The sequence below is a fragment of the Enterocloster clostridioformis genome (assembly GCF_020297485.1).
Classification (GTDB): domain Bacteria; phylum Bacillota; class Clostridia; order Lachnospirales; family Lachnospiraceae; genus Enterocloster; species Enterocloster clostridioformis.
The window spans coordinates 1,044,274-1,064,008 of sequence record NZ_JAIWZC010000001.1 but is presented as its reverse complement, the minus strand read 5'-3'; the positions used below and the strand labels follow the sequence as shown (position 1 = coordinate 1,064,008).

Here is a 19,735-nt window from a genome sequence, read left to right as displayed (position 1 = left end):
CGGGAGAGATACACGGTCCGCCTCTCCCTCTCCGCGGACGTACCCTCACCCACCAAAATTCAAATCCAAATCACCCCACCTCGTTCAACGCACACCCCGGCGACGCCACCAAAGAGTAATTGGTATGGTAGATCACGAATCCAGGCGCGGCTCCGGCTGCCTTTTTGATGTTCTTTTTCTGGATGTAGTCGATTTCCACCTTGTCGTTGTCACGTCCTTTGGAATAGTAGGCGGCCAGGGAGCCGGCTTCTTCAAAGAGACGGTCGGGAAGGTCGGTGCGGCCCTCTGCCTTTACGATGACATGGGAGCCGGGGATGCCTTTGGCGTGGAACCACCAGTCATTGCCTGTTGCCAGCTTGAAGGTGAGTTCCTCATTCTGGTAGTTGTTCTTTCCCACGTAAATGTGGAAGCCGTCGGAGGAAATGTAGTGGAAGGGCTTGCTGGTGATTTTCGGCTTCTTATCGCTTGAACGGCGTTTTTTGATATATCCGTACTCCGTCAGCTCTTCCTTAATCTGCACCAGGTCGTTTTCAGCCAGGGCTATGTCGAGAGCGGAGCTGATGGATTCCAGATGGTCGATTTCCGCCTTGGTCTCCTTTGTCAGGTCTGTCAGCGCTTCATAGGTGCGCTTTAATTTGTTGTATTTGTCAAAGTGCTTTTTGGCATTGTCCTTTGCTGACAGCTGTGTGTCCAGGGGAATGGTGATTTCCTCGTTGGTGTAGTAGTTCAGACAGGTAAAGGATTTCTCGCCGCCGGTGAGCTCATAGCCGTAGGTGTTCAGGAGTTCGCCGTATATGCGGTATTTTTCACGCTTTTCAGTGTCTTTCAGCTGCTTCAGCTGCAAATCGTATTTTTTGTAGTTGCGTTCCAGGGATGTCTGGACTATCCGGCGCAGGTCTGAGGACTTTTGGCGGATCCTGGTAATGGTGTCCCGGGAAGCATAGTACTCCTCCAGCAGACGGCTCATGGACCGGAAGGACTGGCTGTGGTAAGCGCCGCCCTCGTAACAGGTCAGGGGAAGGGCAGCGTATTCTACCGGGCCTCCTTCATCGAAGACAATGGCCGGCGCAAAATTTCCTTCCTTCACGTCCTCCATCACCAGGGAAAAGGTGTGGTAAAGATGCAGAAGTTCTGTTTCAGACAATTCTGAGGCGCCGTAATCTGAGTCAATGCTTGCCAGGTGGCATATTTCCTCGGCCATAATGGGACTGATGCCTGTGAGATGGTTGTACAGGGCTTTCTGGACGGACATGGAGGAGGAGCCTACTGCCTGGTGGAAGGTCTCCTGAGTGACCGTAAGCGGATTTTCTTTGGCAACGGTCTGGGGGATGAAGTAGGCTCGTCCCGGAAGTACCTCGCGGACAGAGCTGACCTGGGCGGACACATGCTTGATGCTGTCGATGATAGTGCCGTCCTCTCTGCAGAAAATGATGTTGCTGTGCTTGCCCATGATTTCCACAATCAGTTTCTTGCGGCACAGGTCCCCCATCTCGTCCAAGTGCTCCAGATCGAACTGGATGATGCGCTCTAAGCCGGGCTGGCTGATGTCCACGATTCTGGCGCTTCCGATGTGCTTGCGCAGCAGCATGCAGAAATTAGGCGCTGTCATGGGACTGGGTTTGTTCTTGTCCGTCAGGTAGATAAGGGGAAGACTTGCGCTGGCCGATATCTGAAGACGGTAATTTTCCTTGTTATTTTTAATGGCTATGAGAAGCTCGTCCTTTTCAGGCTGGGCGATTTTAGAAATGCGTCCGCCTCCAAGGGCTTCCTTGAACTCATGAACCAGGTTTGCTATGGTAATGCCGTCAAATGCCATATGATATACACTCCTGTCGGGCCTGTATTAACGCGGGAAATGCCCTTTGGATAGGGGACGGGGAGGAACCGGAAGGATCTTCTCTTCGGGGCATGTCCGGGCGCCGGGGCCGCTGAATATAAGAATACCATAATTTGAAGGAATAGAAAAGGCCTTGCATTATCGGATGTCCATCCAATTTTCCCGCCGGCTGAACTGTAACCCCGAAAATTGCTTTGTTGAACAATTTGTTGACTTGATTCCCCAGATGAATTATAATACTAACTAACTATGGATAAAAGCGAAAGAGAGGCATTCGTTATGTTAAAAAGCATGACTGGTTTCGGCAGATGCGAGAATGTGACGGACGAGTACAAGATTTCTGTCGAGATGAAGGCCGTTAATCACAGATATCTGGATTTAAGTATTAAGATGCCCAAGAAGTTCAATTATTTTGAAGCTTCCATTCGGACACTCCTTAAGAAATATATCCAGAGGGGAAAAGTGGATCTATTCATCAACTACGAGGATTACAGGTCAGGCAACATGTGCCTTAAATACAATCGGGCGCTGGCTGCTGAATATATGGAGTACTTTTATAAAATGTCGGATGAGTTCGGTATCCAGAACGATGTGAAGGTGTCGGCCCTGGCCAAGTTTCCCGAGGTGCTTACCATGGAGCAGGTGCCGGACGACGAGGAGCATCTGTGGGAAATCCTTTCGGAAGCCCTTAAGGAGGCCGCTGTCAGATTTGTGGAGTCCAGGGAGATTGAGGGAGAACATCTTAAGAAGGACCTTTTAGGCAAGCTGGATTATATGGAAACGCTGGTGGATTTTATCGAGGAGCGTTCCCCGCAGATTTTAACAGAGTACAGGAACAGGCTGGAGGACAAGGTAAAGGAGCTCTTAAATAACACAGCCATGGAGGAGAGCCGTATTGCGGCGGAAGTTACCATCTATGCGGATAAGATATGTGTGGATGAGGAGACGGTGCGTCTCAGAAGCCACATACACAACACCAGGAACGGGCTTTTAAGCGGAGAGAGCGTTGGACGCAAGCTGGATTTCATTGCCCAGGAGATGAACCGGGAGGCCAATACCATCCTCTCCAAGTCCACGGACCTTTCCATCTCGGACAAGGCCATTGCCCTTAAAACCGAGATAGAGAAGGTCAGGGAGCAGATACAGAATATTGAATGAATAAGAATATCCAAATAAGTACATTGAAAAGTCAGGGAGAGCATACCATGAACCAGCAGGGAATTTTAGTGGTAGTATCCGGATTCTCCGGAGCAGGAAAGGGAACACTCATGAAAGAGCTGCTAAAGCGGTATGACAATTACGCATTGTCCGTATCCGCCACCACAAGGCAGCCCAGGGAAGGAGAAAAGGACGGGGAGGATTATTTCTTCGTCAGCAGGGAATATTTTCAGCAGATGATAGAGGACGGGCGTCTGGTGGAGTACGCTCAGTACGTGAACCATTACTATGGTACGCCCAGGGATTATGTGGAGAAGAAGATGGCAGAGGGAAAGGACGTGATTCTGGAGATTGAAATTCAGGGCGCCCTTAAGGTGAAGAAGCGTTTTCCCGACGCGCTGCTGATTTTTGTGACACCGCCCAGTGCCGGGGAGCTTCGCCGCCGTCTGGTAGGCAGGGGAACAGAGACCATAGAGGTCATAAATGCCAGGCTCCGCCGTGCGGCTGAGGAGGCGTCGGGCATGGAAGCCTATGATTACCTGCTGATTAACGACGAGATTGATGCATGCGTGGAGCAGATGCACCAGCTTATCACACTGCAGCACAGTAAGACCTGCTATCATTTGGACTTCCTGAGCAGGATGCGGGAAGAGCTTTATCACCTGGATGACAGACAGTAAACCATTTACAAAAATCATATAACAATTTGAAAGGGGAATGTAATATGTTACATCCATCATACACCGATTTAATCAACGTAGTAAACAGCGATATTGAGCCCGGAGAACAGCCGGTGGTACAGAGCCGTTATTCCATCGTCATTGCAGCGTCCAGGCGCGCCAGACAGCTCATCGCGGGGGAGGACCCCATGGTTGCCGGAGCGGCAGGAAAGAAGCCGCTGTCCATTGCCATTGATGAACTGTATCACCAGAAGGTGAAAATCCTTCCGGAGGAAGAGACAACGGAAGAGGAAGAGCAGAACGCATAAATCATAAGCCGTCTCCTGTACAGGGAAGCATTCTGGGTCATTCCCGGTGCTGCTCGGACAGAGATGGCTTAAATGTTCATTAGGAGTTATTTTCATATGGAGAATATAAAGCTATTTTGCGTATCCCTGGGATGTGACAAGAATCTGGTGGATACAGAGAAGATGCTGGGACTGTTAAACGGACAGGGCATCATTTTTACGGACGACGAGACAGAGGCAGATGTAATACTGATCAACACCTGCTGTTTTATCGGGGATGCCAAGGAGGAGAGCGTCAACACCATCCTGGAAATGGCCCGGTATAAGGAGGAGGGGAACTTAAAGGCCCTTCTGGTGGCTGGATGTCTGGCCCAGAGATATAAGCAGGAAATTCTGGATGAGATACCTGAGGTGGATGCTATCCTTGGGACCACTTCCTATGAAGAGGTGGCAAAGGTGCTGGAGCAGGTGCTCATGGGAAGTTCAGGCATCCACCTCTCCTGTTTCCGCGATTTGAGCGAGCTTCCCCAGGTGGAAGCCAGGCGGGTGGTCACCACCGGCGGCCATTACGCCTTTCTGAAAATCGCGGAAGGCTGTGACAAGCGATGTACTTATTGTATCATCCCCTATTTAAGGGGCCCCTACCGCAGCGTCCCCATAGAGCAGCTGGTGGCGGAGGCCGGGCAGCTGGCGGAGGCAGGGGTGAAAGAGCTGATTCTGGTGGCGCAGGAAACCACTCTTTACGGCAAGGATCTTTATGGGGAGAAATGTCTTCCGAGACTTCTTAAGGAGCTGGCAAAGATTCCGGGTATCTGCTGGATTCGTATTCAGTACTGTTATCCGGAGGAAATCACGGATGAGCTCATAGAGACCATCCGGACAGAGGAAAAGGTGTGCAACTACCTGGATATACCCATCCAGCATGCCAGTGACCGGATCCTTAAGCGTATGGGACGCAGGACCAACAAGGAAGAACTGATGGAGCGCATCGGAAAACTCAGGCGGGAGATTCCGGACATTGCCATCCGGACCACTCTGATTTCAGGCTTTCCGGGAGAGACTGAGAGTGATCATGAGGAACTGATGGACTTTGTCAATGAGATGGAGTTTGAGCGTCTGGGAGTATTTGCTTATTCCGCTGAGGAGGACACACCGGCCTTCTCTTATCCCGACCAGGTGCCGGAGGAGGTGAAGGAGGAGCGCAGGGACGAGATCATGGAGCTGCAGCAGGACATCGCGTTTGAACACTGTGAGAGCATGGTAGGCAGGGTGCTTACGGTCCTCATAGAAGGAAAGGTGGTGGACGAGCCGGCCTATGTGGGACGGACTTACATGGACGCGCCGAATGTGGACGGTCTGATATTTGTGAACGGGGATGTGGAACTGATGTCAGGCGACTTTGTGAGGGTCAAGGTAACAGGAGCCGCTGAATATGATTTGATAGGAGAGGTGTATGATGAATCTGCCCAATAAACTGACGATTATAAGAGTGTGTTTGATTCCGTTTTTTGCTGCGGCCCTGCTGATCGACCATGGCAATAACTATACCATGCGTATTGTGGCAAATGTGCTGTTCATTGCGGCCAGTCTCACGGATCTGTTTGACGGCAAGATTGCCAGGAAGTATAATCTGGTGACCAACTTTGGTAAATTCATGGACCCCCTGGCAGACAAGCTGCTGGTTTGTTCCGCGCTGATTTGCCTGATTGAGCTGGGACAGCTCCCTGCCTGGGTTGTCATCATCATCATCAGCCGCGAATTCATCATCAGCGGATTCCGTCTGGTGGCGGCGGACAACGGCGTGGTCATTGCAGCCAGCTACTGGGGCAAATTTAAGACCACCTTCCAGATGACGGCTGTCATCCTGCTGATATTCAATATTCCGGCTCTGACGCTGGTGACCAACATGGTGGTTGTCATTGCAGTTGCCCTGACCATTATATCCCTGGTGGATTATGTGGCAAAGAATATCAAAATCCTGACAGAGGGAGGCATGTAGCATGACAGTGGAACTTATATCCGTGGGAACTGAAATTCTTATGGGAAATATTGTAAACAGCAACACTCAATTCCTGGCGGAAAAATGCGCCATGCTTGGATTCGATCTGTTTTTCCAGGTCACGGTGGGGGATAATTATGACAGGATGATGTCCGTGGTGCGCCAGGGACTTTCACGCTCTGACATTCTCATACTGACAGGAGGCCTGGGTCCAACAGAGGATGATTTGACAAAGGAGGTCTGTGCCGATGCCTTCGGCGTGCCTTTGGAGGAGGACGCCCATACCAGAGAGCATCTGACCGAATTCTTCAGGAATAATATTTACAGGCACATTCCGGAAAACAACTGGAAGATGGCCACGGTCCCCCGGGGAGCGGTGGTGTTGGACAATGCCAACGGCATAGCTCCGGGCCTGATTCTGGAAAAGGACGGCAAGACCGTTATCCTGCTTCCGGGACCTCCCAATGAACTGTACCCCATGTTTAACGGACAGGTGTTCCCCTATCTTCAGCAAAAGCAGAACGCGGTGCTGGTATCCAGTATGGTGAAAATCTGCGGATACGGCGAAAGCCAGGTAGAGGATATGCTTCTGGACCTGATTGACGCCCAGACAAATCCCACCATTGCCACCTACGCAAAGACGGCGGAGGTGCATTTAAGGATTACTGCCAGGGCGGGAAGCCGAAAGGAGGGGCTGGCCCTCATTGCGCCTGTGGAGAAGGAGATAAAAGACCGTTTTAAGGAAGCTGTATTCACCACGGATGAGCAGGTGAGTCTTGAGATGGCAGTGGCGGATTTGTTGAAACAGAATCATCTGACCATGTGTACTGCCGAGTCCTGTACCGGAGGCATGATAGCGGCCAGAATGGTGAATGTGCCCGGAGTATCCGACGTGTTTATGGAAGGCATGGTAACATATTCAAATGAAGCCAAAATGCGCCTTCTGGGAGTACGTGAGGACACCTTAAAAGCCTGGGGCGCTGTCAGTGAAGAGACTGCCAGGGAGATGGCGGAGGGCGGAGTGAAGGCCAGCGGTACTGACCTCTGTGTGGCCACCACCGGCATAGCGGGCCCTGACGGCGGTACGGATGAAAAGCCTGTTGGTCTGGTGTACATGGCCTGCTGCCTGAGGGGAAAGACCTGCGTCAGGAGATACCAGTTTAAGGGCAACCGTGAAAAGGTGCGGGAACAGGCCATGATGAAGTCTCTGGACCTGGCGCGCCTTTGCATACTGGGTAAGAGTTAAATATCAGGCGGATATAGCAGCCTTGTTTATTACGTGAAAATAAGTTCCGGGAGGAATGGATTTTGAAATCAAGACGAAGGAAGAAACAGATTTCAGCGGCCTGCCACTATGCATATACGCGGCTGGCCCTGAATTACTATATGTACTATGAGGTAATCCTGGAAGGGGACCTTTTAAGCAGCAGGCTGGAGAGACTGAGCAAACGGTATCACGGTCTGTTAAAGGATTTTCTGGAGGGAAGCCTGGAGCTGGAGGAGTTGAATGGCCTGAGGGATGATACTGCCTCGGCTATGGAGGCCAATACCGCTTATACGGATGTTTTTCAGGCGTATGAGTACGTTCTGAACCGTCTGGAAGGGCGTTTTGAGCCCCAGCTCATGGGAAACAGAAATGTCCGGCCGGATGAGGAAGAATGGACAGCGGAAATCATGGCTTATATTATGGACACAGATGAGCCAATGGTTGTCAACGAACGGGTACAGTCCGTGGTAGGCCAGCTTCCCATACGGCTTACCAGGAATAAATTCTTTGCCATGGTGGAGGAGGGGATGTCTGTCTATAAGGGCGGACCAGTCTCCAGCCTGGATGATATGCTGTATATCCTGCGGTCCGAGGCCATGCTGGTGCGGCCGGAGGATATGGAGACAGGATACGAGGACCTTCACTCCATTGTCAGGGAATTTGAAAAGACGGATTTTAAGGTTATCACGGCAGAGGAATACCGGCATCTGACAGCCGAGATGGAGCGGGCAGGACAGATTCTCATGGATACCACAGGGGAACTGATGCTGTTCATGGATTTGATAAATGACCTTTATGTGCTTATGCTTTCCAGAAAATGGGCCATGATGGAGGTATCGGAGGAAAGCCTGTTAAAAGAACTCCTGTCAGAGGTTCAGTCTCTTTTTGAGGAAGGGGCCGTAAAGGCCATTCCCCGGGAGCTGACAGATAAGCTGTCCATGCTGGAGGGAAAGCAGGAGACTTATTTTGAGCAGTGGATGCGTCTGGAGACAGAGGTTAAGAACGCGGCAGACGGCGGGGATGAGGACGGGGAAATTCTCAGGAAGATAGAACTGCTCATGTCGGACAGCTCCTTCATGTCCCTGGAGCGTCCCGGAGACAGGGCGGACCAGAAGGTGGATGAAGAACTGATGGCCGGAAAGCTGGAGCGCTTCTTTGGAGAACTGTCAGCTGCCTGGGAGGGAAAACCAAAGGTCCTTGTCAGGGCTGTGATGTCCAAGATTCTGTCCAGGCTGCCAGTCTTTTTCGATTCCCTGGAGGAAGTGCGTCTGTATGTGGAAGGAAGCCTCAGAAGCTGTTCCGACAGTAAGGAAAAAGAGATTTCCATGCGTCTTATACGCATGTTGATAGAACAGGATATATTTGACCTGGAAGATTATTAGGACGCGTTATGGCGGAAATGGGTTTCAGACATGGCCTGGCGCGCAGACAGAGGGAGATGAATGAATGCGCTGGTGGGAGCACCTATATATGGGAGACAGGGCCGGGCGGCACCGGGCCAGGGTCCTCATGGGAATCCGCGAAAGGAAGCTCATGCCGGACACCTATGTGATTACTCTTCCTCAGAGTGGGAATCATATACTTGACATACGGCCTGTGATGCTGCTGACGGAGGAAGAACGGAAGGCAGAGGATTTCCTGGTTTTAGGCGTGGCCCAGGGATACGGGGAAGCATGTGAGGTAGTCCGCACCATGGTGGATGATATGTACCGGCATACGGATGGTTTTAACTGGAAATCATATATGTCGTACCTGGGGGAGGCAAGATGATTCATATTCTGCTTGTAATATTGAAGATAATGGGTATTGTTCTTCTGGTCATCCTGGGGCTGCTGCTTGGCATTCTCCTGGCAGTGCTGTTCATACCTGTAAGGTATAAGGCAGAGGGAAATTACCACGGACAGCTGCTGCTGTCGGTCTGCGCCACCTGGTTTTTCCATATTCTGGTATTCGGGGCTGTCTATGAAGGCGAAGGCATGGCGTGCAGTCTCAAGGTTCTGGGCTTCCGGCTGTGGCACAATGGGGAAAAGGATCCTGCCCGGGATTTGGAGGACGGTCTGGAGACCATACTGGGAGATGAAGAACAGTCTCTGTATGAGGAACTCCAGCAGGATGAAGAGCATTACAGGAAGGCTCAGGAGGAACACAGGAAGACCGATACGGATGGACGGGCCGATGACGGCCGGTCACGGGAGAAACAATCGAATGACGGCCAGTCCGGCGGGAAACAGGCTCATGGCACACAATTCCATGGGGAACACGTGGGAGGGCAGGACACCAACCGGAGGGAAAGCCGGGCAGAGGAAGATAAAACAGGGCCTGAGCCTGACAAACAGGGGTCCGGCGTCATGGAAAAAATAAAAGGCATCGCAGCCCGTATCAGCCGGTCAATCAGACATATACTGGGAAAACTTAAGTTTTCTTTTGAGAAAATTTGTGATAAGCTTAAAGGAATCAGGGAATTTGTTCTGGAGAAGAAAGTCTGGCTGGAGGATGAAAAGAACCAGGCATCCTTAAGGCTCCTTTACAGGCAGACAAAACTTCTCCTCAAACATCTGTGGCCCAGAAAAGGCAGGTGCACCGTCACCTTCGGGTTTGACGACCCCTATACCACGGGGCAGGTGCTTCAGGCCGCAAGCCTTATCTACCCATTTTACCACAGGCAGCTTTTTTTGTACCCGGTATTTGATGAGAAAATACTGGACGCAGAGGGGAGTCTGAGGGGGAGAATACGGTTATCCGTAATCCTTTGGCTGGTACTCCAGGTCCTGTTTGACGGACATACCCGCAGGATGCTGAAGGGTTTCTTAAAGTGATATGACACTCGCGGCGGCTGCCGGGGGATGGGAAATCCTGTCCCGCCGGCAGCCCGCGGGAATAAATAGAGAAGAGGGCATACTATGGCAGAGAATCAATTTACATCTACGATAGACACGTTATTTAGAGGCATGGACCAGTTCGTCAGCACCAAGACCGTGGTGGGGGAACCGGTACAGGTGGGAGATACAATCATCGTCCCTCTGATTGATGTGACATGTGGTATGGCGGCCGGAAGCTTTGCAGAGGGTGTCAAGCAGAAACACCGGGGCGGCGGAGGCATGAGCGCCAAGATGAGTCCCAGCGCCGTTCTGGTAATTCAGGGAGGCGTGACAAAGCTTGTCAACGTAAAGAATCAGGATGCCATCACTAAGGTCATCGATATGGCGCCGGATTTCATCAATAAATTCCTGGGGGGGAAGCCGGCCGTGTCTGAGGAAACGGTCCGGACCGCAAAGGATACAGCGGCAGTCTATGACACGGGTAAGGCAGAACATATGGATGTGAAATAGGAATCCTGGGCCGCCTTTCTGCATATGATGGAATATAGCTTGTTGCAGAATGGGGGAGACAATTAAGATATGAGAAGAATATGCGGGCTTATGCTGTTCTGCTTTGGACTGGGGATGGCAGTGCTGCTCTTTATTCCGGAGACAATCTTTACCTTCCTGTTCGTTATCGGCTGCCTTGTATTAGGATATAATCTGTTCTGTTGTTAATATAAACGTATGGCGTATCGAAGAGGAAGAAGGTTACAATAGCAATTGAATTAAAATACAGGTTATGCGTCCATCCCATGGGCATGGCCTGTTTTTTGCTACCTGCTTTATCCCGTCAGGAAAAAAGATTGAAAATCCCCAAAGTATTCCACAAAAAAAGACACCGCCCGTCTTATGACAGAGGCAATGCCTTTTTCCGTGATATGTTCTGTTTCATTAAGCTCTTTCTACAAGGCCTGAACGTAAGCAGGAAGTACATACGTACATTCTCTGGGTTCCACCATTAACCTTGACTCTGACAGATTTAACGTTCGCTTTCCACATCTTGTTGGATCTTCTATGGGAATGGCTCACTTGAATTCCGAAATGAGCTGCCTTTTCACAGATTGCACACTTAGCCATACTATTGCACCTCCTTAACACGTAACTTGGATTCTTTCTTTAAGAAAAATCCACAACAAATGTATGATACCAGAAGTTTGCAAATTTTGCAAGTGAAAAAATTAAAATTTCTTTCTTTTTTTCAGAAAATAGTGTATACTGTCTCTAGTAAAGAAACGGAGGCATGTGTATGAAGGGACGAATCAGCAATAAAATGGGCGAAATCCAGATTAACCCGGACGTGATTGCTTTATATGCAGGAACCATCGCAGTTGAATGTTTTGGCATTGTGGGTATGGCAGCAGTCAGCATGAAGGACGGGCTGGTTAAACTTTTAAAGAGAGAGAGCCTGACCCATGGAATCAACGTGGATATAAATGATAATAAGATATCCATTGATTTTCACGTAATCGTATCTTATGGGGTCAGTATTTCGGCTGTATCTGACAACTTGATTGAAAGCGTGAAATACAGAGTAGAAGAATTCACCGGCATGGAGGTTGAGAAAATCAACATCTATGTGGAAGGTGTTAGAGTGATTGACTAGGAGGAAGTAACTTGTGGGTATAAGTACGATTGACGCCGGTATGCTTAAGAATGCCTTCCTGGCAGGAGCAAAGGGGTTAGAGGCAAAAAAGGACTGGATTAATGAACTGAATGTATTTCCCGTGCCGGACGGGGATACGGGAACCAATATGACGCTTACCATTATGGCGGCGGCGAGGGAAGTGGCGGAGCTTGAGAACCCTACCATGGACCAGCTGGCAAAAGCCATTTCATCCGGTTCCCTGCGCGGGGCAAGAGGAAATTCAGGAGTTATATTATCACAGCTTCTCAGAGGCTTTACAAAAGAAATAAAAGCAGTGGAGGAGATTGATACCACCATCCTGGCAAACGCCATGGTGAGGGGAACTGAAACAGCATACAAGGCTGTCATGAAACCAAAGGAAGGAACCATTCTGACTGTGGCCAAGGCCATGGCGGATAAGGGCCTGGAGATGGCTTCACAGACAGATGACATGGAGGAATTTGTAAAGGAAGTCATAGAATACGGCGATTACGTGCTGGGCCAGACGCCGGAGATGCTTCCCGTGTTAAAACAGGCGGGTGTGGTGGATTCCGGCGGACAGGGGCTGATGCAGGTGGTCAAAGGAGCCGTGGACGGCCTTCTGGGCAAGACAGTGGACTTTTCCCTGGACACGGTACTGGACAGCCGGAAAACGCCTGCAGCCGGCGCAGGAGCCGCTAAGGGCGCCGCAAGGACGGACATAGATACGGCAGATATCAAATTTGGGTACTGCACCGAATTCATCATAAATCTGGAGAAAGATTACACGGATAAGGATGAGGCGGAGTTAAAGTCATATTTGGAATCCATTGGTGATTCCCTGGTAGTGGTATCGGACGATGAGATTGTGAAGGTGCATGTGCACACCAACCATCCAGGCCTGGCCTTTGAGAAGGCGCTGGCCTACGGTTCTTTATCCCGCATGAAGATAGACAACATGAGGGAAGAACACCAGGAGAGGGTCATTCAGGATTCGGAGCGTCTGGCCAAGGAACAGGCCGCCGGGGAGCAGGCCGGCAAAGATCAGGAATCCGGGGATGAGGCTTCATCAGAACGCAGGGAGTATGGTTTCATAGCCGTATCCAGCGGGGAAGGACTGAGCGATATTTTCAGGGGAATCGGAGCCGACTGCCTTATTGAGGGAGGGCAGACCATGAATCCCAGCACAGAGGATATGCTAAAGGCCATTGACCGGGTAAATGCAGAGAACATTTTCATCCTGCCCAACAACAAGAATATTATCATGGCCGCACAGCAGGCCAGGGATTTAACGGAAGATAAGAACATAATCGTCATACCTTCCAGAACCGTTCCCCAGGGAATCACGGCATTGGTCAATTTCATGCCGGATTTGGGACCGGAGGAAAATACCCAGACCATGACCGAGGAAATGGGAAATGTAAGGACTGCCCAGATTACCTATGCGGTCCGAACCACCAATATTGACGGTATTGACATTGAAGAAGGGGATATCATGGCTCTGGGAGACCATGGTATGCTGGCAGTGGGAAAATCCGTGGATGCGGTTGCCCTGGATGCCATGAAAGAGATGCTGGATGAGGAATGTGAGCTTGTGACCATATACTACGGTGCAGATGTGTCTGAGCACGAGGCAGATACTCTCAGGGCTCAGGCCCAGGAGCAGTATCCTGATAAGGAAATCGAGCTTCAGTACGGGGGCCAGCCCATATACTACTATCTGATTTCTGCTGAGTAGAAGGAAGATGTTCCGGGAGAGCCTGGAGGAGCTGATACGCCTTCTCCACCGGCCCCTGCCTCAGGGACAGGAAGGCACGGGAAGCGGCGTCATTACCATATATGTGCCTGACCACGGGGCATGCCAGGAAGGGCGGCTGTGATACTGGGGTCCATTGCCATGGCGGCAGCCATCATCGGATATATCGTCAATCTGATTTTTGTATTTACATTTATATTCTAAAATAAAAGGAGCGGATGACTATGAATGAAAACATGATGAACAGATCTTATGAAGTTCAGGTAGAGGGAGACTCCCTGGGACGCTACACGGCAAAGACCTTTGGCTGGATGTTTGCAGGACTTTTGATTACTTTTATTGTCGCAGTCGGCTTTGCGATGACAGGTACGATTTTCTATGTATATTCCTTCCGGTACTGGCCTCTGGCTCTTCTGGCAGCTGAGCTGGGAGTGGTGATTTATCTCTCAGCCAGGATTGAGAAGATGTCTGTGGGGATGGCCAGGAGCTTATTCTTCCTGTACGCTGCCCTTAACGGTATTGTATTCAGCGCATATTTATTTGCCTTCAGCCTGGAGATACTGTGGATGGTATTCGGCATCACGGCCCTGTTCTTTGGAATCATGGCCCTGATTGGATGGTTTGGCAATATTAATTTTACCAAACTCCGTCCCTTCATGATTGGAGGGCTTGTATTCCTGTTTTTCTACTGGATTTTTGCAATGTTCATTGATTTAAGCGCATTTGATACCATTGTATCCACTGTGGGAATTTTCCTGTTCCTGATACTGACCGCTTATGATGTGAAGAAGATACAGGCATTCCACGCATACTACGGCCAGATGCCTGAGATGGCAGCCAAGGCATCCATCTTCTCTGCACTGCAGCTTTATCTGGATTTTATCAACCTCTTTGTCTATATTATGAGGATTTTGGGGCGGAGGAAGTAAGCAGGGATACCCACATATACTTAAAGAAGATTATGATTATCCAAGGGGTGCATTGACGTGACTGGATTATGGTTGCGGCGATGCGCCTTTTTCATGATGTGTTTTGCATACAGACAGGAGGTAAAAATGAAATATGTATTGGGCTTTGACATAGGCGGAACGAAATCAGCTGTCCTTCTGGCCAGTCCGGATAAAGAACATGTGGTATTTCTGGAGAGAAAATCCATTCCCACTCACGGGACATGGAAGGAAGTGCTGGGCTGCCTTGCGGATATGGGGAAAGCCTTTCTGGAAACGCACCGGATATCCAGGGAAAAATGCTGCCTCGGCATTTCCTGCGGAGGGCCGTTAGACAGCGGCAGAGGCGTGATTCTGTCGCCGCCTAATCTGCCGGGGTGGGACCAGGTGCCGGTTGTGTCCTATCTGGCACAGCGCTTGGGCATGGACGCAAGACTTAAGAACGACGCGGATGCCTGTGCCCTGGCAGAATGGCGGTATGGGGCTGGCAAGAGCTGCCGACACATGATTTTCCTTACCTTTGGAACAGGACTGGGGGCAGGATTGATTTTAAACGGAAGGCTATACGAAGGAGCATGCGGCATGGCAGGGGAAGCAGGGCATGTACGGCTGGCAGAGGACGGACCTGTGGGCTACGCAAAGGCAGGAAGCTTTGAGGGATTTTGCAGCGGGGGAGGAATCGCGCGGCTGGCCAGGTCCATGGCAGAGGATGCCCTTATGGCAGGCCGCGCGGTTTCTTACATGAAGGATGGAGGGCTGGAAGGTATTACAGCCAGAGATGTGGCGGAAGCTGCGGATATGGGGTATGCAGATGCCAGAAACGTTCTGGCAGTGTCCGGCCGGTATTTTGGCCGGGGTCTTGCCATGCTGGTGGACATTTTGAATCCCGAGAGGATTGTAGCAGGAGGAATCTATGCAAGGGCCGGCAGATTCCTCAAGGAAGAGATGGAAAAGGAGCTTCGGAGAGAGGCACTCCCAGCCAATGTAAATGCCTGCTGTATCCTGCCTTCCGGCCTGGGGGAACAGATTGGGGATTACGGGGCTGTGATGGCGGCCATGGAGATATGGGAGGAGTAAGGAAGCCATAAGGCATTTGCAAATTTAGTTGCCTAAGAAGTCAAAGACTGTTATAATTTTCATGTCAGATACATTGTTTCAAAAGTATATATTGAAATAATATATTTCAGAAAGGGGAGCATATATGTTAATTGGAGCATTGGAAGCAGGCGGCACAAAGATGGTGTGTGCCGTTGGAAAGGAAGACGGCACCATATTGGAGCAGGTATCCATACCTACCACCACGCCGGAGGAGACCATACCTAAGCTTATCGAATATTTTCAGGATAAGGAGATTGAAGCCCTGGGTGTGGCGGCTTTTGGCCCTGTGGATGTAAAGCCGGAGTCAGAGACTTACGGATATATTCTGGACACGCCTAAGCTGGCATGGAGGCACAAGGATTTTCTGGGCAGGCTTAAGGATGAGCTCAAGGTTCCCATGGGACTGGATACGGATGTAAACGGCTCCTGTCTGGGAGAGGTGACATACGGATGTGCCAAGGGACTGGACAGCGTTATCTATATCACCATAGGAACCGGTGTGGGTGTGGGCGTATGCATCAATGGAACGCTGCTGCACGGAATGCTTCACCCCGAAGGAGGCCACATTCTTCTGACGCGCCATGAGGATGACCCAACGGGCGGTATCTGTCCTTATCACAAAAACTGTCTGGAGGGCTTTGCAAGCGGTCCCTCTATCGAGGCCAGATGGGGCAAAAAGGCCGTGGAACTGGTGGACAGGCCCGAGGTATGGGAGATGGAGAGCTATTACATTGCCCAGGCCCTTGTGGACTATATTGTGCTTCTTTCCCCCCAGAAAATCATTCTGGGCGGCGGAGTTATGCATCAGGAGCAGCTGTTCCCCATGATTCGCCAAAAGGTAAAGGAGATGTTAAACGGCTATATTAAGACAAAGGAACTGGAAGACATGGACAACTACATTGTCCCGGCAAGCCTTCACGATGACCAGGGAATCATGGGATGCATAAAGCTGGGACTCAATGCATTACGGGCATGACTTCCTTTGGAGGATTTTGATACATGTTGAACAGACAGCCGGTAAACTCGTTAAAAGGAATTGGCGAGAAGACAGGCAAACTATTTGAAAAACTGGGGGTCGTCACCATAGATGACCTTCTGGCCTATTATCCCAGGGCATACGATGCATACGAGGCTCCGGTGCCCATAGGGCAGTTAAAGGAGCAGACCATCATGGCTGTGGAGTCGGCGCTGGTGAGGGGAGCTGACCTGGTGCGCCTGGGCCATATGCAGATTGTCTCGGTACAGCTTAAGGACCTGACTGGATCCCTCCAGGTATCCTGGTATAACATGCCCTACATGAGGGCAAATTTAAAGACCGGCGTGAAGTATGTATTCCGGGGCAGGGTGGTAAGGAAAAGGGGCCGGATGGTCATGGAACAGCCGGAGGTATTTACTCCGGAAAGCTACGAGGTCCTGGCAGGCTCCATGCAGCCTGTATACGGACAGACCAGGGGTCTGAGCAATAAGACCATTGTACGGGCGCAGCAGATGGCCCTGGAAGTGCGGAAGATGGAGAAGGAGTACATGCCGCCGGATTTAAGGCGCAGGTATGAGCTGGCGGAAATCAATTACGCCATGGAACATATCCATTTTCCGGCTGACCAGACAGAGCTGCTCTTTGCCAGGAAACGTCTGGTATTTGACGAGTTCTTCATGTTCCTGGTTGGTGTCAGGCGTCTGAAGGAGCACAGGGAGGACAGGCATTCTGCCTTTATGATAAAGGAGGCAGAAGAGGTGACCGCCTTTCAATCCAGTCTGCCATACGCCCTTACAGGGGCGCAGGAAAGGGCTCTGAGGGAAGTATATGACGATATGGGAAGCGGCCTGGTGATGAACCGCCTGATTCAGGGTGACGTGGGATCCGGCAAGACCATCATTGCTATTCTGGCCCTGCTGCAGGCTGCATATAATGGATACCAGGGCGCGCTTATGGTACCCACGGAGGTGCTGGCCAGACAGCACTTTGAGTCCATGACCAGCCTTTTTGAAAAGCAGGGAATTGAAAAGGTTCCCGTGCTGGTCACCGGCTCCATGACGGCCAAGGAAAAGCGTCTGGCATATGCAAAGATTGCCAGCCACGAGGCGGACATTATAATCGGCACACATGCCCTGATTCAGGAAAAGGTGGTGTACGACAACCTTGCCCTGGTTATCACCGACGAGCAGCACCGTTTTGGTGTGGGACAGAGGGAGCTTCTCAGCAGCAAGGGACAGGAACCCCATGTGCTGGTAATGAGCGCCACGCCCATTCCGCGTACACTGGCCATCATCCTGTACGGAGATTTGGATATATCCGTCATAGATGAACTGCCTGCGGGACGCCAGACCATAAAAAACTGTGTGGTGGATCCTGGCTATCGTCCAAAGGCATATACATTCATTGAGCGCCAGGTGGCGGAGGGCCATCAGGCTTACGTTATCTGTCCCATGGTGGAGGAGAGCGAGATGATTGAGGCTGAGAATGTGCTGGATTACACCAAGGCCCTGAAGAAAGCGCTGCCGCCGTCCGTTATAGTGGAATATCTCCACGGCAAGATGAAGGGCAAGGAGAAAAATGCCCTTATGGAGCGCTTTGCGGCGGGAGAAATTCATGTACTGGTATCCACCACTGTCATTGAGGTGGGAGTCAATGTGCCAAATGCCACGGTGATGATGATTGAAAATGCGGAGCGGTTCGGCCTGGCCCAGCTCCATCAGCTCCGCGGACGGGTAGGAAGGGGAAAGGACCAGTCCTACTGCATTATGGTCAACTGTTCCCGGGATGAAGGGGCAGGAGAACGCCTGGATATACTAAACCGTTCCAATGACGGGTTTTATATCGCCTCAGAGGATTTGAAGCTGCGGGGACCAGGGGATATCTTCGGCCTGCGTCAGAGTGGGGACATGGAATTTAAGCTGGCAGATATATTTACAGATGCCAATATTTTAAAAAAGGTTTCTGAGGAAGTGAACCGGCTTCTGGATGAGGATCCCGGGCTGGAAAAGGATGAGCACAGGGAGTTGAAGCGGAAGGTGGAGGAGTATCTGGGAACCAATTATGAAAAGCTGAACCTGTAGGGGATTTTATATGAGCAGTCATATTAAGAATTGCTGTATAAGAACAGAAAGGAGTGTTTTACCATGAATGAGACACTGAATACGATTTTGACCAGGAGAAGTACCAGAAAGTTTTCAGACAAGCCCATTCCTGAGGATGAGATGGAGCTGATTGTACAGGCAGCCCTTCATGCGCCCAGCGGAATGGGACTCCAGACATGGCAGTTTACGGTTGTGAGAAACAGGGAGAAAATCCAGATGCTGGCAGCGGCCATTGAAAAGACGCTGGACCGTCAGGGATATGATATGTACCAGCCCCAGGTTCTGGTTATTCCATCCAATGAAAAGGAGAGCCGCTTCGGCAGGGAGGACGATGCGTGTGCCATGGAAAACATTTTCCTTGCCGCCCATTCCCTTGGAATTGGTTCTGTGTGGATTAACCAGCTCCAGGGAATCTGCGATGAGCCGGCCATCCGTCAGATACTGACATCCTTTGGAGTGCCTTCTGACCATGTGGTATACGGTATGGCGGCTCTTGGATACGCGGCAGACACTAAGGCGGATAAGGCCCGTACAGGTAAAGTGGTATATGTGGATTAGTCTGCATATGCGCAAATTATATATGCATGACAAAATAGGTATGATAAAATCCCCAGACTGTGTTTAACACATAGTCTGGGGATTTTCTGCTGTCTCCAGCAATGTTACAATCTTACTTTAGAAATCCTTCAGAAAGGGAGGATTTATTTACCTGCCATCTGACGCTCCTGGGCTTCAATCATCTTCTTAACCATATAGCCACCTACGGAACCATTCTGTGCAGAAGTCAGGTTACCATTGTATCCGTTGGTTAACGGTACACCAATCTCGTTAGCAACCTCCATCTTAAATCTGTCCATTGCTTCCTTTGCTTCAGGTACATTTGTTCTGTTAGAATTGTTAGACATAATAAAACGCCTCCTTGTATTATATTTGCCATGAAATTGTTTAGTGGTTCATGGCTTGTTTTGTGTTACAATCCTATTATGTGATGATTCAAAAATTATAAACTAGAAGGTTCTTCGTATTTTGGTTAAAACAGGAAATGGCCTTTTTTGTTCTTATAGACATTTGAAATTGTTTGAAATAGTATAGTAGAAGCTAATATTTATTTTTAAGGAGGCATCGTTGGATTGTTACTGACCTCCTGATATGACGCTGACCAGA

22 protein-coding genes are annotated in these 19,735 nt (G+C 50.3%); 19 read left to right on the top strand and 3 right to left on the bottom strand.

Annotation, left to right across the window (positions count from 1 at the left end; genetic code table 11):
• Positions 1 to 70: 70 nt before the first annotated feature.
• Positions 71 to 1,816, bottom strand: a complete 1,746-nt coding sequence (locus LA360_RS05330; protein ID WP_057571799.1) for an Rqc2 family fibronectin-binding protein — start codon at positions 1,814 to 1,816, stop codon at positions 71 to 73.
• A gap of 300 nt (positions 1,817 to 2,116) precedes the next feature.
• Here LA360_RS05330 and LA360_RS05325 point away from each other — a divergent pair, with 300 nt between their 5' ends.
• From LA360_RS05325 to LA360_RS05275, 11 genes are all read left to right on the top strand, one after another.
• A complete protein-coding gene (locus LA360_RS05325) occupies positions 2,117 to 2,995 on the top strand; it encodes a YicC/YloC family endoribonuclease (RefSeq protein WP_002583584.1) in 879 nt (292 codons plus the stop codon).
• 47 nt (positions 2,996 to 3,042) lie between these two features.
• Entirely contained in the window at positions 3,043 to 3,675 is a 633-nt protein-coding gene (gmk, locus tag LA360_RS05320; RefSeq protein WP_022201098.1) for a guanylate kinase, read from the top strand.
• A gap of 44 nt (positions 3,676 to 3,719) precedes the next feature.
• A complete protein-coding gene (rpoZ, locus tag LA360_RS05315) occupies positions 3,720 to 3,983 on the top strand; it encodes a DNA-directed RNA polymerase subunit omega (protein ID WP_002567515.1) in 264 nt (87 codons plus the stop codon).
• A 96-nt stretch (positions 3,984 to 4,079) separates the two neighbouring features.
• Positions 4,080 to 5,435, top strand: coding sequence for a 30S ribosomal protein S12 methylthiotransferase RimO (gene rimO, locus LA360_RS05310; RefSeq protein WP_081031176.1), 1,356 nt, complete (start codon positions 4,080 to 4,082; stop codon positions 5,433 to 5,435).
• Entirely contained in the window at positions 5,419 to 5,961 is a 543-nt protein-coding gene (pgsA, locus tag LA360_RS05305; protein ID WP_057571800.1) for a CDP-diacylglycerol--glycerol-3-phosphate 3-phosphatidyltransferase, read from the top strand. Before rimO ends, pgsA begins: the two co-directional genes overlap by 17 nt.
• A 1-nt stretch (position 5,962) precedes the next feature.
• Positions 5,963 to 7,207, top strand: coding sequence for a competence/damage-inducible protein A (locus LA360_RS05300; protein ID WP_112482751.1), 1,245 nt, complete (start codon positions 5,963 to 5,965; stop codon positions 7,205 to 7,207).
• Positions 7,208 to 7,269: 62 nt separating this feature from the next.
• Positions 7,270 to 8,610, top strand: coding sequence for a hypothetical protein (locus LA360_RS05295; protein WP_022201102.1), 1,341 nt, complete (start codon positions 7,270 to 7,272; stop codon positions 8,608 to 8,610).
• A gap of 88 nt (positions 8,611 to 8,698) precedes the next feature.
• Positions 8,699 to 8,998, top strand: coding sequence for a hypothetical protein (locus LA360_RS05290; protein WP_022201103.1), 300 nt, complete (start codon positions 8,699 to 8,701; stop codon positions 8,996 to 8,998).
• Positions 8,995 to 10,044, top strand: coding sequence for a DUF2953 domain-containing protein (locus LA360_RS05285; protein ID WP_022201104.1), 1,050 nt, complete (start codon positions 8,995 to 8,997; stop codon positions 10,042 to 10,044). Before LA360_RS05290 ends, LA360_RS05285 begins: the two co-directional genes overlap by 4 nt.
• 84 nt (positions 10,045 to 10,128) lie before the next feature.
• A complete protein-coding gene (locus tag LA360_RS05280) occupies positions 10,129 to 10,557 on the top strand; it encodes a GerW family sporulation protein (RefSeq protein WP_002583575.1) in 429 nt (142 codons plus the stop codon).
• 69 nt (positions 10,558 to 10,626) lie between these two features.
• Entirely contained in the window at positions 10,627 to 10,764 is a 138-nt protein-coding gene (locus tag LA360_RS05275; RefSeq protein WP_002567523.1) for a hypothetical protein, read from the top strand.
• A gap of 216 nt (positions 10,765 to 10,980) precedes the next feature.
• On the opposite strand, the gene rpmB is transcribed toward LA360_RS05275, so the two are convergent.
• A complete protein-coding gene (rpmB, locus tag LA360_RS05270) occupies positions 10,981 to 11,166 on the bottom strand; it encodes a 50S ribosomal protein L28 (protein ID WP_002567524.1) in 186 nt (61 codons plus the stop codon).
• A 169-nt stretch (positions 11,167 to 11,335) separates the two neighbouring features.
• Here rpmB and LA360_RS05265 point away from each other — a divergent pair, with 169 nt between their 5' ends.
• From LA360_RS05265 to LA360_RS05235, 8 genes are all read left to right on the top strand, one after another.
• On the top strand, positions 11,336 to 11,692 hold the full coding sequence (locus tag LA360_RS05265) for an Asp23/Gls24 family envelope stress response protein (RefSeq protein WP_002567525.1): 357 nt from the start codon (positions 11,336 to 11,338) through the stop codon (positions 11,690 to 11,692).
• A 13-nt stretch (positions 11,693 to 11,705) separates the two neighbouring features.
• A complete protein-coding gene (locus tag LA360_RS05260; RefSeq protein WP_022201105.1) occupies positions 11,706 to 13,430 on the top strand; it encodes a DAK2 domain-containing protein in 1,725 nt (574 codons plus the stop codon).
• A 7-nt stretch (positions 13,431 to 13,437) separates the two neighbouring features.
• The gene (locus LA360_RS29540; RefSeq protein WP_263870216.1) at positions 13,438 to 13,572 is read left to right on the top strand and encodes a hypothetical protein; all 135 of its coding nucleotides are present in this window, start codon (positions 13,438 to 13,440) and stop codon (positions 13,570 to 13,572) included.
• A gap of 100 nt (positions 13,573 to 13,672) precedes the next feature.
• Positions 13,673 to 14,377, top strand: coding sequence for a Bax inhibitor-1/YccA family protein (locus LA360_RS05255; RefSeq protein ID WP_022201106.1), 705 nt, complete (start codon positions 13,673 to 13,675; stop codon positions 14,375 to 14,377).
• 126 nt (positions 14,378 to 14,503) lie between these two features.
• Positions 14,504 to 15,472, top strand: coding sequence for an ROK family protein (locus tag LA360_RS05250; protein WP_057571801.1), 969 nt, complete (start codon positions 14,504 to 14,506; stop codon positions 15,470 to 15,472).
• Between the two features lie 124 nt (positions 15,473 to 15,596).
• Positions 15,597 to 16,469 carry an ROK family protein gene (locus tag LA360_RS05245; RefSeq protein WP_057571802.1) on the top strand — a complete coding sequence of 291 codons (873 nt, stop codon included), beginning with the start codon at positions 15,597 to 15,599 and terminating at the stop codon, positions 16,467 to 16,469.
• A gap of 23 nt (positions 16,470 to 16,492) precedes the next feature.
• Positions 16,493 to 18,550, top strand: a complete 2,058-nt coding sequence (gene recG / locus LA360_RS05240) for an ATP-dependent DNA helicase RecG (RefSeq protein WP_057571803.1) — start codon at positions 16,493 to 16,495, stop codon at positions 18,548 to 18,550.
• A gap of 63 nt (positions 18,551 to 18,613) precedes the next feature.
• On the top strand, positions 18,614 to 19,129 hold the full coding sequence (locus LA360_RS05235; protein ID WP_022201110.1) for a nitroreductase family protein: 516 nt from the start codon (positions 18,614 to 18,616) through the stop codon (positions 19,127 to 19,129).
• A gap of 143 nt (positions 19,130 to 19,272) precedes the next feature.
• On the opposite strand, the gene LA360_RS05230 is transcribed toward LA360_RS05235, so the two are convergent.
• Positions 19,273 to 19,476: an alpha/beta-type small acid-soluble spore protein gene (locus tag LA360_RS05230; protein WP_002567533.1), complete on the bottom strand. Its 204-nt coding sequence runs from the start codon at positions 19,474 to 19,476 to the stop codon at positions 19,273 to 19,275.
• Positions 19,477 to 19,735: the final 259 nt, after the last annotated feature.

Excerpts from the sequence above, each read along its gene's own strand:
- LA360_RS05330 (WP_057571799.1), bottom strand. The coding sequence starts at position 1,816 with ATGGCATTTGACGGCATTACCATAGCAAACCTGGTTCATGAGTTCAAG.
- LA360_RS05325 (WP_002583584.1), top strand. The coding sequence starts at position 2,117 with ATGTTAAAAAGCATGACTGGTTTCGGCAGATGCGAGAATGTGACGGAC.
- gmk (WP_022201098.1), top strand. The coding sequence starts at position 3,043 with ATGAACCAGCAGGGAATTTTAGTGGTAGTATCCGGATTCTCCGGAGCA.
- rpoZ (WP_002567515.1), top strand. The coding sequence starts at position 3,720 with ATGTTACATCCATCATACACCGATTTAATCAACGTAGTAAACAGCGAT.
- rimO (WP_081031176.1), top strand. The coding sequence starts at position 4,080 with ATGGAGAATATAAAGCTATTTTGCGTATCCCTGGGATGTGACAAGAAT.
- pgsA (WP_057571800.1), top strand. The coding sequence starts at position 5,419 with ATGAATCTGCCCAATAAACTGACGATTATAAGAGTGTGTTTGATTCCG.
- LA360_RS05300 (WP_112482751.1), top strand. The coding sequence starts at position 5,963 with ATGACAGTGGAACTTATATCCGTGGGAACTGAAATTCTTATGGGAAAT.
- LA360_RS05290 (WP_022201103.1), top strand. The coding sequence starts at position 8,699 with ATGGGAGACAGGGCCGGGCGGCACCGGGCCAGGGTCCTCATGGGAATC.
- LA360_RS05285 (WP_022201104.1), top strand. The coding sequence starts at position 8,995 with ATGATTCATATTCTGCTTGTAATATTGAAGATAATGGGTATTGTTCTT.
- LA360_RS05280 (WP_002583575.1), top strand. The coding sequence starts at position 10,129 with ATGGCAGAGAATCAATTTACATCTACGATAGACACGTTATTTAGAGGC.
- LA360_RS05275 (WP_002567523.1), top strand. The coding sequence starts at position 10,627 with ATGAGAAGAATATGCGGGCTTATGCTGTTCTGCTTTGGACTGGGGATG.
- rpmB (WP_002567524.1), bottom strand. The coding sequence starts at position 11,166 with ATGGCTAAGTGTGCAATCTGTGAAAAGGCAGCTCATTTCGGAATTCAA.
- LA360_RS05265 (WP_002567525.1), top strand. The coding sequence starts at position 11,336 with ATGAAGGGACGAATCAGCAATAAAATGGGCGAAATCCAGATTAACCCG.
- LA360_RS29540 (WP_263870216.1), top strand. The coding sequence starts at position 13,438 with ATGTTCCGGGAGAGCCTGGAGGAGCTGATACGCCTTCTCCACCGGCCC.
- LA360_RS05255 (WP_022201106.1), top strand. The coding sequence starts at position 13,673 with ATGAATGAAAACATGATGAACAGATCTTATGAAGTTCAGGTAGAGGGA.
- LA360_RS05250 (WP_057571801.1), top strand. The coding sequence starts at position 14,504 with ATGAAATATGTATTGGGCTTTGACATAGGCGGAACGAAATCAGCTGTC.
- LA360_RS05245 (WP_057571802.1), top strand. The coding sequence starts at position 15,597 with ATGTTAATTGGAGCATTGGAAGCAGGCGGCACAAAGATGGTGTGTGCC.
- recG (WP_057571803.1), top strand. The coding sequence starts at position 16,493 with ATGTTGAACAGACAGCCGGTAAACTCGTTAAAAGGAATTGGCGAGAAG.
- LA360_RS05235 (WP_022201110.1), top strand. The coding sequence starts at position 18,614 with ATGAATGAGACACTGAATACGATTTTGACCAGGAGAAGTACCAGAAAG.
- LA360_RS05230 (WP_002567533.1), bottom strand. The coding sequence starts at position 19,476 with ATGTCTAACAATTCTAACAGAACAAATGTACCTGAAGCAAAGGAAGCA.